Consider the following 14,887-nt stretch of genomic DNA (forward strand, 5'->3'; position numbering starts at 1 on the left):
CCTCAGGCCCTGCCGACGGCCTGCAGGGCGAAGGCCTGGATCAGGCCGACCTCCTCCAGGCGATCGAAGCGCCCAGCGGCGCCGCCATGCCCCGCCTCCATGTTGATGCGCAGGAGGATCGGTCCACCCCCCGTCATGGTCGCCCGCAGGCGCGCGACCCACTTCGCCGGCTCCCAGTAGGTCACGCGCGGGTCGGTCAGGCCACCGAGCGCCAGGATCGCGGGGTAAGCCTTGGCCGCCACGTTGTCGTAGGGCGAGTAGGCCAGGATGGTCTCGAAGGCCGCGAGGCTCTCGCGCGGGTTTCCCCATTCCGGCCATTCGGGGGGCGTCAGGGGCAGTTCACCATCCAGCATGGTGTTCAGCACGTCGACGAAGGGCACGTCGGCGACGATGCCGGCAAACAGCTCGGGCGCGAGGTTGGCGACCGCACCCATCAGCATGCCGCCGGCCGAGCCGCCATGCGCCACGATGCGGCCCTGGGCGGTGTAGTTGGCCTCGATCAGAGCGCGGGCACAGGCAACGAAATCCGAGAAGGTATTGGGCTTCTTCTCGCGCTTGCCATCGAGGTACCAGCGCCAGCCCTTCTCGGTCCCACCCCGCACGTGGGCGATGGCGTAGACGAAGCCGCGGTCCACCAGGGACAGCAGGTTGGTGCGGAAGGCCGCCGGCATCAGCGTCCCGTACGAGCCGTAGCCGTAAAGGAGCAGCGGGGCGGTGCCGTCGAGCGGGCAGTCGCGCCGGTGCAGCAGCGAAATCGGCACGGTCTCGCCGTCCGGTGCGGTGGCGAACAGGCGCCGGGTGACGTAGTCCGCAGGATTGTGGCCACTCGGAACGGCTTGCCGCTTGCGCAACTGCCGGGCCCGGGTGACGCAATCGTAATCGTAGGTCTCCGCGGGCGTCGTCATCGACGAGTAGGTGAAGCGGATCACCGCCGTCTCGAACTCATGCCCCGGCTGCAGGCCGAGGGAGTAAGCCTCCTCGGCGAAGGCCACCACGTGCTCGTTGCCCTTGGTGTCGCGCACGACGATGCGCGGGCGGGCATTCTCGATCTCGAGGCGCACGAGATGGTCGGCGATCACGTGCTGGTGACGGATCATGACGCCCGGGCGGTGGGCAATGACGTCGGCCCAGTTCTGGCGACCGGGAGCCTCCACCCGGGCGGTGACGATCTTGAAATCCTCGGCCCCGTCGGCATTCGTGAGGATGAAGAGGTGGTTGGCCCAGTTCTCGACCGAGTAGATCAGCAGCGGCTCGCGCGGCTGCACCACGGTGAGCGTGCCCTCCCCCGTCCGACGATCGAGCAGATGAACCTCGGACGTCTCGTGGTCGCTGGCCGTTACCGTGAGGTAGTCGCCTGACTGCGTCTCCTCGATATGGACGAAGAAGCCGGAATCGGCCTCCTCGTAGACGAGGGTATCAGCGTCCTGCGTGGTACCGAGGCGATGGCGCATGACCCGCGCGGGCCGGTGGTTGTCGTCCACGGCGACGTAGAAGAATGCTAGGGAATCGGCGGTCCAGACCACCTCACCGGTGGTCGCTTCGACGCGGTCCGTCAGCTCGGAGCCTGAATCAAGGTCGCGCACTCGAATGCTGTGCAGTTCCGAGCCCTTGGTGTCGGCACTCCAGGCGAGCAACCGGTGGTCGTCGGAATGGACGGCTGCGGCGATCTCGAAGAAGGCCAGCCCCTCCCCCTCGCGGTCACCATCGATGAGGATGGCCTCCCCCTCTTCCGGCCCCCCGTCGGCCGCCGTCTCGGCGCCCTGGCCGGGGATCACCACGACGGTGCGCGGACGCCGGCACACCAACGGATGCTGTCCACCCTCGCGATGGCGGGTGTAATAAGCATGGGGGCCGTCGGGTTCGGGCACACTGCTGTCGTCCTCCCGAATCCGCGCGCGCATCTCGGCAACGAGTGTTTTGCGCAGTGCAGCGGTGCTCGCGAGCGCAGCGTCCGAGTAGGCGTTCTCGCTTGCCAGGTGTTCCCGGATATCAACAGGTAAGGCCGCGGGATCCTTGAGGACATCCCGCCAATTGTCAGCCTTCAGCCAAGCATAGTTGTCGCGGATCATGCGACCATGGACTTCGTAGGTGTGCGGGCGCACGTCCGCGACCGGAGCGGTGGCCGAAACCGAAATGCTTGTTGACTGGGAAGCCATTGCGAAAAATCCTGACGCAGGGTCGAGACACGGAGACGCGTCGCTCCACGTTGTCGTGCCATGTGGCGCGGACGTGGGCAGCAAGCAAGCATGCGGGCCGCCGTGAGCTGAACCGACGAACGCGGCTGCGGCTGCGGCAATCTGTCCAAGGGTTTCACGGGGCTGGTGCTCAGTCAGCTGGGATGAAGATCCCGAGAATTCGGCACGGTTGAAATATTGTTCGCAACAGTTGCTTGACGTTATCGAACTGCGCATGCCCGTCTTGCGATGTCATCGAGAATAGCATATCAAGAAATCGTAGCAGGCGAAGTTGCTGCGCATTCTATAGCGCATGCAGGACACACGGTGACGCTGCGGGATCGCCCCACAGAACGAGCGAGCATCGGCGCGATGGCGGTCGAGTTGCTTGCGTACCTTATCCACTGCACCGCGTCAGGAGAGCTCTTCCGATTATGACCGACATCGAACACTCCGCGGATTATGTCGAACTGACCGTCGACATCGTTTCGGCTTACGTGAGCAACAACCCGGTGCCTCCCGGCGAGTTGGCTCAATTGATCACGCGCATTCATGGGGCGCTGACCCAAATTGCCAGCGGGCAGATCGAGGCCAAGGCGCCTGCAGCGTCGCTTCAGCCCGCAATCTCCGTGAAGAAGTCGGTGACGGCCGATCACATCATTTGTCTCGAAGACGGCCGGACCTTCAAGTCGCTGAAGCGCCACCTGCGTGCCAAGTACGACATGAGCCCCGAGCAATACCGCGCAAAGTGGGGCCTGCCGCCCGACTACCCGATGGTTGCTCCGAACTACGCCAAGGCGCGCTCCGACCTGGCGAAGGCGATCGGTCTCGGACAAACCCGCAACGGAAACTACGACGAAGCGGCGTAAGCTTGCGAGCGCTCCGGAGCGCCCGCGGCGTCCGGAGCCTATCTGCGTTTGCGAAGTTCCTTGAAGCGCGTGTGACCGGGCCCGATCATTCCGAGTCGGGACTGGCTGATGGGCGTTCGGCGAAATCGCCGTCAAGACTTGTGTTAGGATATTTTTCCCGTACTGTCGGCATTCCGGCGCGTGGCGCTGTCGTCTTGAGTACTGGAACAAAACATGAACATTGAGCGGACTGTCCCGTCGATCGCTGCCGTGCAGCCGGCTCAGGAGCACGGATCCCGCCTCGCGCGCCCTCAGCCCGCCCATCGCGGAAGCGAGACGCTGGGCTCCGAAGCCCGTCGTTTTCTCAACGCCCTGGCGCAGGAAGGGGCCTACGCGCTGCCCGATCCCACCGAGACGGAGGACTGGATTGTCCGGGAGGGCGGTACCGGCATCTCCATCGGGGGTGGTCGCTTCGGACGAAGCGCCGGTGCCGAACTGCTGGCACGTGATCTGGCGGAACACGGCTCGGGACGCCGGGCCCGCATGACGATCAGCCCGGCGGGACGGGCGCGGCTGCGCAGGGAGGCGGCCGGCTCGCAGACACCGTATCTCGCCCAGCACCTCGATCTCGTGAGCAGCTCCCTCGCGCCGGATCGGCCGGTCCGGGATGCATCCGAGAGCCCCCTGGCCTGGATGGCACGGCGGCGGGATCGCGACGGCACCCCCCTCATCGACGCAGCCTGCTTCGAGGCGGGGGAACGCCTGCGACGGGACCTGACCGGGGCGGCGCTGATGCCGCGGATGGGTCAGGATTGGAGCGGTGTGAAGGTCGATGGATCAGGTCCGCGGGATCCGGCCGCAGGCTCCAACGCAATGCTGGCCGCTCGCCAGCGGGTCCGGGCGGCCCTCGACGCTGTCGGCAGCGACCTGTCCGGCCTGCTGATCGACCTGTGCGGCTTCCTCAAGGGCCTCGAGCGGATCGAGGCGGAGCGACGCTGGCCGGCCCGCTCGGCGAAGGTGGTGGCGCGCATCGCCCTGGCGCGCCTGGCCGAACATTATGGACTGGAGCGCGCCGCGGTCGGACCGGACCGTGCCCGCCCGCGCCTGTGGCGGGACGCTTCGCTGAACGTCGCGCGGCGGAGCTGACCGGTTCTGGGGGGCCGTTCAGGCGGCCGTCAGGCGGATCGCGTCCCGGTGGATGCGCTCCGCCATGGCCCGGACGCCGTTGGAACGCTTCGAGGTCAGATGGGCCCCGAGCCCGATCTCCTTGAAGGTCTGGAACACATCGACCTTGGCGATGTCTTCCGGCGCCTTGCCGTCGTGCAGGGCCATGACAAGGGCAATCAACCCCTTGGTGATCACGGAATCGCTGGTCCCGCGCAGGTGCAGGCGGGGCGGGGCCTCGGCGCGGTCGATACGGGCGTCGACCCAGACCTGGCTCTCGCAGCCATGGACTCGATTCTCCTCGGTCAGCAACGCCTCCGGGAACGGCGGCAGGGCTCGCCCGAGTTCGATCAGGTACTCGTAGCGGTCCGGCCCCTCATCGAGGATGCTGAAGTTGTCGATGATCGTCGCGATGTCTGGAAGCATGGGTGGGGGAACGGCTCCTGCGCAGCGGCACCCTCGCGCATATAGTTCATCCCAGCGCCAATGCGATCCTCAGGACGGCTGCGCGAGGACCTCGGGCAGTTGCAGTTCCAGGGGCTCGGCGGCGGTGCCGACGCCCCGAACGGCGATCTCGGCCTGGGACGCATAAGCGGCGATCAGGCGAGGGCCGAGATTTGGTACCTCGAGCTTGCCAGGGGCAGCGCCCTCCCCCGCGCCGGAGACGATGCTCAGGCGCACGGGGCCGCCGGCTGCCGCGTCGATCTGGATCGCGATGGCGCAAGCGACCGTCTCTGCGGTGGTGTCGAGGCATTCCGACACCACCTCGGCGACGATCATCCCCAGGGCGTTGGCGGTGCGCGGCTCGACCAGGCTGCTGCCGTGACCGCCGACGGTGACGCCGATGCGCCCGGCCCGGCGCAATTGGCCGAGGCCGGAGGCGAGACGGTGCAGGTAGTCGCGCAGGTCGATGGAGGCGATGTGCGGTGCCTCGTGCAAGTGCTGCTGCACGAGGGCGATGGCACGGACCCGCTGACCGAGCGCCTCGAAGCTGCCCCGGCAGGGGGCCGGCGCGGCGCGGCCGTAGAGGCCGATCAGGCTGACCATCACCTGGAGGTTGTTGCGCACCCGGTGGTAGACCTCGGCGAGGAGCGCCTCCTTCTCCACCAATGCGCGCTCCGAGTGCTCCTCGGCATGCTTGCGGTCGGTGATATCGAAGCAGGTCCCGAGGAAGCCAACGAAATCGCCGTTCTCGAGCAAGGGCTTGGCGGTATCGAGAAGCCACCGGTAAGCGCCGTCGTGCCGGCGCAGGCGGAACTCGGACGTGAAGGGTTCCTGGGCGGCGAAGGCCTTGGCCACGATGGCGGCATGGCGCTCGAGGTCGTCGGGATGGAGGCCGCGGCGCCAGCCGTGGCCGAGTTCCTCCTCGACCGAGCGGCCCGTGAAGGCGAGCCAGGACTCATTGTGATGGACGGCGGCTCCCTGGGGATCGGCACGCCACATCATCAGAGGCACGAAATCGGCGAAACGCCGGAACTCGCCGCACCCCATTACACTCACCGATGCCGCCTCGGTCGACGGTGTGTCCGCGGCCATGATGTCTCGATCCACCCGTTCCAAACACCGACCCCGCCCGAGCCAGCGCCGGTCAACGTGCCGGGCATGGGCCCGTTCCGATCCTACGTTGTGATGGGGGGCCGCCATCCGCTGCAGGCATGGATGCCGCGGGACAGCCCCACCGTCAGAGCATGCTCGGCAGGATCCGGTCGGGCGGGCGGTGCCCGTCCATGAAGGTCTTGATGTTGATGATGACCTTTTCGCCCATGTCGACGCGGCTCTCGTGGGTGGCCGAGCCCATGTGGGGCAGCAGCACGACCTTGCCGGCGCGGGCGAGCTTGACCAGGCGGGGGCTGACCGCCGGCTCCTGCTCGAAGACGTCGAGGCCGGCCCCGGAGATGTCGCCGGCCTCGAGCAGGCGGGCGAGGGCGGTCTCGTCGATGACCTCGCCGCGGGCGGTGTTCACCACGACGGCCTCGGGCTTGAGGAGCTTGAGGCGGCGGGCCGAGAGCAGGTGGTAGGTGGCCGGCGTGTGCGGGCAGTTCACCGACACGATGTCGACGCGGGCCAGCATCTGGTCGAGGGATTCCCAGTAGGTCGCGTCGAGGTCGCGCTCGATCTGGGCCGGGACGCGCCGGCGGTTGTGATAGTGGATCTGCAGGCCGAAGGCCTTGGCCCGGCGGGCCAGGGCCTGGCCGATCCGGCCCATCCCGACGATGCCGAGGCGCTTGCCGGTGATTCGGCGGCCGAGCATCCAGGTCGGCGACCAGCCGGTGGTCCAGGCGTCGTCCGGAATGATCCGGGCGCCCTCGGTGACCCGGCGGGCCACGGCGAGGATCAGCGCCATGGTCATGTCGGCGGTGTCCTCGGTGAGGACGCCGGGGGTGTTGGTGACGGTGATGCCGCGCTCCAATGCCGCGGCGACGTCGATGTGGTCGACGCCGTTGCCGAAGTTGGCGATCAGCCGCAGGTTCGGGCCGGCCTGGGCGAGGAGGCCCGAATCGATCTCGTCGGTCACGGTCGGGACCAGGACGTCGGCCTCGCGCACGGCCGCCATCAGGGCGTCGGGCGCCATCGGGGCATCGTCGGTGTTGAGTCGGATCTCGAAGAGCTCGCGCATGCGCGCCTCCACGACCTCGGGCAGACGCCGCGTGACGACCACGAGCGGCTTGCGCTTCAACGACGACATGCACCCTCCCCGCGAACGGTGTCGGCCAGCCCCGATCCGACCCGGCCGGTCTCCGGCGCGATCTCCGATGCGAGGGCGACACCGCCGGCTTACCGCGCGTTAACCACGCACCGGTCAAGACATTCGAGACGACCGAGCCGACGGCCGGAAGGCCACGACCCCAGGGTCCTCTCGACCCTGAGGCCTCTCTACCAGAGAGGCCGCGGAACACAATGCACGCCGGGGCCGGCCGCCAGCCTTCGGCCCGCAACCGGACAGCGTGAAGGATCACCGGACGATGCGCGCGCCTGCCCTGCTCCTCACCCTCGCGACCCTCCTGTCGGCCGGCGCCGCCGCGGCTGCCCCGGCCTCGGGGGCCGGGCCCGACGTCGCCCTGGGGCCGGTGACGAAGCTGCCGCTGCCGCGCTACGCCAGCCTGAAGACCGACCGGGTCAACCTGCGCGAGGGGCCCTCGAAGGACCACCGCACCCTCTGGGTGTTCCAGCGCGCCGGCCTGCCGGTCGAGATCGTCGCCGAGTTCGAGACCTGGCGCCGCATCCGCGATTCGGAGGGCACCGAGGGCTGGGTGCTGCACTCGCTGCTCTCGGGCCGGCGCACCTCCATCGTCACCGCCGGCAAGGCAAGCGACAAGGGAAGTGACAAGGGGGGCGACAAGGCCCCGGTGCCGCTCTACGCCAAGGCTGACGAGGCCTCCGGCGAGGAGGCCCGCCTCCAGGCCGGCGTCATCGGCAGCGTCAAGACCTGCACGGGCACCTGGTGCCGGATCATCGTGGCGCTGCCGCAGCGGCGCGGCGACGTGGACGGCTACATCCGCCAGGAGCGGCTCTGGGGCGTCTACCCCAACGAGAAGGTCGAGTAGGCCGCCCCCGCGGGACGGGCGCCGCTCACGATTGCCGCATGCACGCTTGCCGCATGAAGGTGTCGGGCGTGCCCGTGCCGTCGCTGACGAAGCGGATGTCGCGAGGCTCGCGCCGGGGCGTGTCGACGGAGAGGAACACCATCGGCTGCTCGAGGATCTCCGGCACCGAATGCACCACGCCGCGCTTGAAGAACACCAGCTTGCCGGGGCCGACCTCCACCGGCGTCTCGTCGCCGAACTTCATCAGGCAGCGCCCGGACAGCACGTAGAGGTACTCGTCGCAGGAGGCGTGGCTGTGCGGCGGCGTCGGGTGGTAGACTCGGAACACCCGGGCGCTCGCCGCCGGATCGTCGGTGAAGCGGTGATCCGCCACCATGGTGTCGGAGGTCTCGGGCAGGCGCGCGGCCTGCTCCGCCACGTCGAAGACGCCGTGCGCCGTCAGGCTGTCCGTACTCATCGCCCGCATGTCCTTCCCGTTCCTCGGATGTCCGACAGCCTAGCGGAAAACGCAGCGCCGGGGAGCCTGTCGGCCCGCCGATTCCGCCGTCCCGTCCCAGCGGCCCGGACGGCTCGGGCTCCGCGGCGCGGCGCGGCGGCGTGGTGCGCGCGGCGGCGAGCCAGGCGCGGAGGACGCGCGTCCCGCCGTCGATGCGCCCCGCCTGCCGGATGGTCCGGCGGGCCCGGGCGGCGGGCCGGCCTCACGCGGAGGCCCGTTGCGCCTCGGGGGCCCCCTGGGCGGCGCCGGTCCAGTTCCGGAGGAACCAGGGTATGCGCGCGCCGATCATCGGCTTCGCGTAGAGGTAGCCCTGCGCGTAATCGCACCCCATCCGGACGAGCTGCTCCGCCTGCCCCCGGGTCTCGATGCCCTCCGCCGTGACCTGGAGATCCAGGCTGTGCCCGAGGCCGATCACCGCCGCCACGATGGCGGCGTCATCCGGGTCCTTCTCCATGTTGCGCACGAAGCTCTGGTCCACCTTGATGTGGCCCACCGGGAACTGCTTCAGATGCGTCAGGGACGCGAAGCCCGTCCCGAAATCGTCGAGCGTCACCAGCACGCCCGCGTCGTGCAGGCGCTGCAGCGTCTGCGGCACGCAATGGGAGCCCTTGCCCAGGAAGACGGTCTCCGTGATCTCCAGTTCGAAGGCGGCGGCCGGGACCTGGAACTGCTCCAGGACGGCGAGGACGTGGCCGGCGAGATCCGCCTTCCGGAACTCGGCGGAGGCGAAGTTCACCGCGACGCGACCGAAGGCGAGGGCGTCCCCGTGCCAGCTCCGCATGTCGGCGGCGATCTGCCGGATCAGGCAATCCCCCAGGGCCGTGGCGAGCTCGGGATCCTCGAAGACCAGCCCGAAATAGCCGGGCGTCACCAGGCCGTGGGTCGGATGCTGCCAGCGCGCCAGGGCCTCGAAGCCGACGACGGCGCCGGTCCGCAGGCAGACCTTGGGCTGGTAGAAGGGCACGAAGGCGCCGGCGTCGATCCCGGCGCGGATTTCCGCGATGAGGCCGACGCGGTGTTCGGTTTCGGCGCGCATGGACGGATCGAACACGACGGCGCGGTTCCGCCCCGACGCCTTGGCGCGGTCGAGCGCGATATCCGCATCCTTGAGCAGCTCGAGGCCATCGCGGTGATGGTCGGGAAACGCGGTGATTCCGATGCTGGCCTTGCAGGTGAGCGCGCGGCCGCGATAGCTCAGCGGCGCGCGAAGCCGCTCCAACAGCGTCGATGCGAACGGAACCGCGTGCGCGAGCCCCGGCGCCTCGGTCAGGAACAGCGCGAACTCGTCGCCGCCGAGGCGCGCCACCGCATCCCGCGGGCCGAGACCGGCCCGGAGGCGCTGGGCGACCTCGACGAGCACGGCATCCCCCACGTCGTGGCCCAGGGTCTCGTTCACGTCCTTGAACCCGTCGAGGTCGATCAGCAGCAGGCTGACGCACGCCCCCGCCCGCTCGGCCTCCGTCAGCGCCGCCTCGAGCTGCTGCAGGAAGAAGCCGCGGTTGGCGAGGCCCGTGAGGCCGTCGTGATGGGCGACCGACCAGGCATGCTCCTCGGCGCGCTTGCGGTCCGTGATGTCGAAGGTGATGCCCACGATCCGGTCGTCGGTGACCCGATCGGCCCGCATGATCAGCCACATCATCGGCCCCGCGGGATGGAAGTACCGGAACTCGACCGCGTGCGCGGTTCCGCCATAGGCGACGAAGTTCTCGACCTGCGGCCGGTCGGCCGGGTGGACCTGGTCGATCAGCAGCGCGATCGACCCCGAGCCGATGCCCAGGAAGGCCATCGCGTTGGCCGAGCGGGTGGCCAATCCCGTCGTCATGTCCCGCTCCCAGGCGACCATGCGCCCCGCCTGGAGCGCCAGGCGCAGGCGCTCCTCGCTGCTGCGCAGGGCGGAGTTCGCCTCGCGCTGCTCGGTGACGTCGTGCATCGCCCCGACCATGCGGAGGGCCCGCCCGGCCTCGTCCCGCACGATGAAGCCCCGGTCGATCACCTCCGCGTAGGTGTCGTCAACGCACAGGAAGCGGTACGCCTCGTCCCACCGGTCGTCCGGCCCCCCGACGGCCTCCTGGACGGAGGCCAGGACGCGGGCCCGGTCATCCGGGTGGATCCGGCCGGCCCACGATGCGCCGCCCTGGTCGCTTCCGGAATCGCCTTCCCCGAAGAGATGCGGAGCGGCCTCGCTCCACTGGGTCTCGTCGGTCGTCAGGTCCCAGTCCCAGACGGCGTCGCGCGTCGCACGCACGGCGAGGCGATGGCGCTCCTCCTGGATGCGCAGCGCTTCCGTGGCCTGGCGCGCCTCGTGGATGTCCGTCGCGACGCCGACCCACTCGACGAGCCGGCCGGTTTCGTCCTTCAGCGGGACGGCGCGGGCCGAGATCCAGCGGTACCCGCCGGACGCGTGGCGGGCCCGGTACTCGACGACGCCGGTCTCCGCCGTGGCGGTGATCCGCCGCCACGCCGACAGCGCATGGGCGCGGTCCTCGGGATGGACGACGTCGAGCCATCCATCGCCCCCGGCGGCCCCCTGGTCCTGGCCCGTCTGGCGTTCCCAGCCCCCGCTGTCGATGATGCGGCCATCCGGGCCGGCCCGCCAGACCGTCGAGGCGCTGGCGTCGATCAGCGCCGTGTAGCGCTTCAGGATCCGCTGCAATTCGCCCTCGGCATCGGCATCGGCCTGCGGGACGCGTTCGGAGGACCCTGCGGGCACCGGGGCGGTCGGCGCGCAGGCCGGGCTTCCCGCGTCCCGTGCGCCCGCGACCAGCACCCGGTTGCGGCCCTGCCGCTTGGCCTCGTACAGGGCGACGTCCGCGGCCTCGAACCACGCCTCCGTCGTCAGGCCGGGGCCGTGCGCGGCGTGCACGACGCCGCAGCTGACCGTGACGACGCCGTGATCCTGGCCGGCATGCGGCATCCCTTCCGCGACGATGGCCTGACGGACGCGCTCGGCGCAGGCGAGGGCCTCCGCCTCGGTCGCAGGTGCGAGGATCAGCGCGAATTCCTCGCCGCCGATCCGGCAGGCGAGACCGCCCGCGGCGCGGGCCTCGCGCATCAGGGTGGCGGCGATGGCCTTCAGCACCCGGTCGCCCGCCAGGTGACCGTACAGATCGTTGTAGCGCTTGAACCGGTCGGTATCGAACAGCAGCAGCGCCATGGCGTCCGGCCCGGCTTCTGCGCGGCCCGCCGCCAAAGCCTCGTCGAACTGCCGGCGGTTCGCCAATCCCGTCAGGGCATCGGTGCTCGCGAGGCGGACGAGTTCGAGGCGCGTCCCCTCCGCGGCGTCCTCCGCGCTGATCCGGCGGCGCAGCTCCCGATGGAGGAAGACCGACAGGACGCTCGTGGCGGCACACATCGCCACCAGGACGAGGGCGAGGGACAGGGCCTTGGGCCGCCAGGCCTCGTTGATCGAGGCGATGCTGAGGGCCACGTTGATGCGCAGCGGCCAGCGTCCGACGCGCTTGAAGGTGTACAGGCGGTCGACGCCGTCCATGGACGACGAGGCGATCAGCTGGCCGGAATCCTCCCGGATGAAGCGCTGGACGCTGGCCACGGAAGACATGTCGCGGCCGGGCAGGAGCGAGTCGGCCGGCGTTCGGACGAGCAGGACCCCGTCGTCGTGGAAGAGGTTGATGGCGGCCTTCGCCTCGGTGTTGAGGCGGCGGAAGATCTCCGTGAAGTAGGCGATCTCGATGGTTCCGATGACGACGCCGGCGAACGACCCGTCCGCGTAGCTGACGCGGCGGCTCAGCGGCAGCACGAACCGGCCGCTCACGCCCGACCGCATCGGCCGCCCGAGATGCAGCCCGAGATCCGCACGGTCCCGGTGGACCCGGAAGTACCGGCGGTCCGACGCGTTCAGGCGGCGCGGAACGACCGAATGGGAATCGACGTAGGCTTGTCCGTGCTCGTCCAGAACGAAGATGGAGCCGAAACCCGGTGCCGAGGAGGCCCGGTCGAAGAGCGCGAGCCGCCGGACCTCCGGGGAGATGCCCTCCAGCTCGGGCGATTGCAGGCGCTCGACGACGGCCTGGAGCGAGAGATCGTAGAGCTCGATATCGCGGTCGAGGGTGCGCTCGGCACTGCGGAGCAGGGTCTCCGACGTGAGGGTGGCCTGGCTCCAGGCATGCTCGCGCATGTTCAGGACGACGCCGCCGGTCATGGCGCAGAGAACCACCACGACCGCCACGCTGAAACCCGTGATCACGCGCGAGAGGTGAGTCGGGCGCTCCATGTTCAGCGTGTGCGGGCGTGACACCGTGGGACCCAGACAAGAAACCACCGATCGGAAGCGAGATCGTGCTGACAAAATACTAAGATCGCGTTGCCACCGCAGTCAGTCGTCGGAAGTCTTCGGCTCGAGATCTGGCTCCCGAAGATCTCAGCGGTTTCGATCCCCGTCCGATACCGTACTGAGGCGCGCAAATACCTGCCGTTTTCTCGAACGGACGCTCCAGGCCGCATCGTGTCAGGCCCCCGCGAAGCCGCGGACTTCGGAGGTCTGCCGGTCGGCGCGCGAATTCTGCCGACCGCGCGACCGCCCCGCCCCCGGGTGCCGCGCCGGCAGCCACGATCCCGGCCCCGCGGGACACTCGGGCGATCTACGAATAAAATCCGAATTAGGATTATATATTTGACACCGCGACGCTCCTGGGGTATCCCTACGGCAAGCTCAGGAAGTGCGGGTGGCAAGGGAGGCGGCGATGGCGAAGCTCGTGCCGATCGTCGCGTCGATCCGGGGGGCCGTCGAGGCGGCCATGCGGGACACCGCGCGCCCCGTTACCGCCATCGCGGCCGAGACCGGGGTGCGGGTCACCACGATCCGGACCTGGAACAAGCGCTTCGGCTGGCGCCCCGCGGCGGCGACGGCCTCCACGGCCTTCACCCCCGCGCGCTGGAAGCCGGCGCGGCGGGCGGCGGTGGCGCGGCTCTACCGTGAGGACTGGATCGACATCGGCGACCTGGCCCAGGCCCTGGGCGTGGCCCGGCACCGGGCCGAGGCCCTGTTCGCCCAGTGCGGCCTGGAGGGACGCCGGCCCGGCGAGGTCGGGCGCGCCCTGGGCCTGGACACCGATCCCCGCCGGATGCGGGCGGCGCTCCGGGCGCAGATCGCCCGGCAGATCCTGCATTTCGACGCGGCCCTGAACGGGGCGGCGGGCGTTCCGGCCTTCGACAGCGCCCGGGTCCTGCGGGATCTCGGCGGGCTGAAGCGCCTCCTCGACGAGACCACGGATGACGGGCGGGGAGAACGCGATGGCTCGGCTTCCGGCGACAGCGGCGGTTCGTCCGGCGATCGGTTCGCCGACGATCTGCCCGCCCTGCGCGCGGAGATCGCGCGCCGTGCTGAGGCGCTCGGCGGCGAGCGGGCGGATGCCGGTCCTGCTGGCGAGCCTGCCGCCGGCCCAGATCCGGGCCCTGGCGACGGACTGGCTCCTGGCGGCGCGCGACGACCAGCTTCCGCCCTGCCCAGCCCTGGCGGACTGGACCACCTGGGCGGTGATCGGCGGGCGCGGCGCGGGCAAGACCCGGACGGGGGCGGAGTGGGTCCGCGCCCTGGCGCTGGGTGACCCGGCCTTCACCGCCCGCCCGGTCGGGCGCATCGCCCTCGTGGGCGAGACCTTCGCGGATGTCCGCGACGTCATGGTGGAGGGTCCGTCCGGCCTCCTCGGCCTGCCCGGGCAACGGCCGCGCTGGTCGCCCTCGCGCCGGCGCCTCGAATGGGACAACGGCGCAATCGGCCTCGCCTTCTCGGCCGAGGAGCCGGATTCCCTGCGCGGGCCCCAGTTCGGCGCGGCCTGGTCGGACGAGATCGCCAAGTGGCGCTACGCCGAGGCCGCCTACGATATGATCCAGTTCGGCCTGCGCCTGGGGCACCGTCCGCGCGGCCTCGTCACCACCACGCCCCGGCCGATCCCGCTCTTGCGGCGGATCCTGGCGGATCCGCTGACCGTGGTCAGCCGGGCGCGCACCGCCGACAACGCGGCGAACCTCGCCCCGGCCTTCCTCGCGGCGGTGGTGGGGCGCTATGCCGGCACCCGCCTCGGGCGCCAGGAGCTCGACGGCGAGCTGATCGCGGACCGGGCCGACGCCCTCTGGCAGCGCGACCGCCTGGAGGCCGCCCGCGTCCCGACGGCGCCGGACGCCCTGCGCCGCATCGTGGTGGCGGTGGACCCGCCGGCCTCCTCGAAGGCCGGGGCGGATGCCTGCGGGATCGTCGCCGCCGGCCTCGACGCCGCGGGCCAAGCCTACGTGCTGGCCGACGCCACCCTGGCCCGGGCCGCCCCCGAGGCCTGGGCCGCGACGGCGCTGGCGCTCTACCACCGCCTCGCGGCCGACAGCCTCGTGGTCGAGGTCAACCAGGGGGGCGAGATGGCCACCGCCGTCCTGCACCAGGTCGACGCCGCCGTGCCGGTGACCCCCGTGCGGGCGACGCGCGGCAAGTACCTGCGGGCCGAGCCGGTCTCGATGCTCTACGCGCAAGGGCGCGTCCACCACGTCGGCGCCCTGCCGGCGCTGGAGGACGAGCTCTGCGATTTCGGGCCGGACGGCCTCTCCTCCGGCGCCTCGCCGGACCGCCTCGACGCCCTGGTCTGGGCCCTGACGCACCTGCTCCTGCGCAGCGGCCCCGAGCCGCGCATCCGGCGCCTCTGACCGCCGTTCCAC

The 14,887-nt window shown here is 70.3% G+C and carries 10 protein-coding genes; 4 read left to right on the forward strand and 6 right to left on the reverse strand.

The genetic code is table 11. The annotated features are described in order from the left end of the window. Positions 1-2 precede the first annotated feature (2 nt). Positions 3-2,156, reverse strand: coding sequence for a S9 family peptidase (locus tag ASF58_RS00315; RefSeq protein WP_055945933.1), 2,154 nt, complete (start codon positions 2,154-2,156; stop codon positions 3-5). 452 nt (positions 2,157-2,608) lie between these two features. Between ASF58_RS00315 and ASF58_RS00320 the strand changes: the two genes are divergently transcribed. Further along, entirely contained in the window at positions 2,609-3,043 is a 435-nt protein-coding gene (locus ASF58_RS00320) for a MucR family transcriptional regulator (protein ID WP_055945938.1), read from the forward strand. Positions 3,044-3,256: 213 nt separating this feature from the next. Next, positions 3,257-4,168 (forward strand): DUF6456 domain-containing protein, encoded by a 912-nt coding sequence (locus ASF58_RS00325; RefSeq protein ID WP_244477141.1) that lies wholly within the window; start codon positions 3,257-3,259, stop codon positions 4,166-4,168. Positions 4,169-4,186: 18 nt separating this feature from the next. On the opposite strand, the gene ASF58_RS00330 is transcribed toward ASF58_RS00325, so the two are convergent. The 3 genes from ASF58_RS00330 to ASF58_RS00340 all read right to left on the reverse strand — a co-directional run bounded on the left by ASF58_RS00330 (position 4,187) and on the right by ASF58_RS00340 (position 6,872). Next, positions 4,187-4,612 carry a SufE family protein gene (locus ASF58_RS00330; RefSeq protein ID WP_055945943.1) on the reverse strand — a complete coding sequence of 142 codons (426 nt, stop codon included), beginning with the start codon at positions 4,610-4,612 and terminating at the stop codon, positions 4,187-4,189. A 69-nt stretch (positions 4,613-4,681) separates the two neighbouring features. Next, entirely contained in the window at positions 4,682-5,722 is a 1,041-nt protein-coding gene (locus ASF58_RS00335; protein ID WP_055945946.1) for a PAS domain S-box protein, read from the reverse strand. A 145-nt stretch (positions 5,723-5,867) separates the two neighbouring features. Continuing rightward, complete coding sequence (locus tag ASF58_RS00340) at positions 5,868-6,872, reverse strand: D-glycerate dehydrogenase (protein WP_055945949.1); 1,005 nt, start codon at positions 6,870-6,872, stop codon at positions 5,868-5,870. A 277-nt stretch (positions 6,873-7,149) separates the two neighbouring features. Between ASF58_RS00340 and ASF58_RS00345 the strand changes: the two genes are divergently transcribed. Beyond that, positions 7,150-7,731 carry an SH3 domain-containing protein gene (locus tag ASF58_RS00345; protein WP_055945952.1) on the forward strand — a complete coding sequence of 194 codons (582 nt, stop codon included), beginning with the start codon at positions 7,150-7,152 and terminating at the stop codon, positions 7,729-7,731. Between the two features lie 25 nt (positions 7,732-7,756). On the opposite strand, the gene ASF58_RS00350 is transcribed toward ASF58_RS00345, so the two are convergent. Beyond that, positions 7,757-8,188, reverse strand: coding sequence for a cupin domain-containing protein (locus tag ASF58_RS00350; protein ID WP_055948488.1), 432 nt, complete (start codon positions 8,186-8,188; stop codon positions 7,757-7,759). A gap of 241 nt (positions 8,189-8,429) precedes the next feature. Next, positions 8,430-12,482, reverse strand: coding sequence for a diguanylate cyclase (locus ASF58_RS00355; RefSeq protein ID WP_156375496.1), 4,053 nt, complete (start codon positions 12,480-12,482; stop codon positions 8,430-8,432). Between the two features lie 1,112 nt (positions 12,483-13,594). Here ASF58_RS00355 and ASF58_RS00360 point away from each other — a divergent pair. Next, positions 13,595-14,875 (forward strand): terminase family protein, encoded by a 1,281-nt coding sequence (locus ASF58_RS00360; protein WP_055945958.1) that lies wholly within the window; start codon positions 13,595-13,597, stop codon positions 14,873-14,875. Positions 14,876-14,887 lie beyond the last annotated feature (12 nt).

It is taken from the genome of Methylobacterium sp. Leaf125, from assembly GCF_001423085.1.
GTDB lineage: Bacteria > Pseudomonadota > Alphaproteobacteria > Rhizobiales > Beijerinckiaceae > Methylobacterium.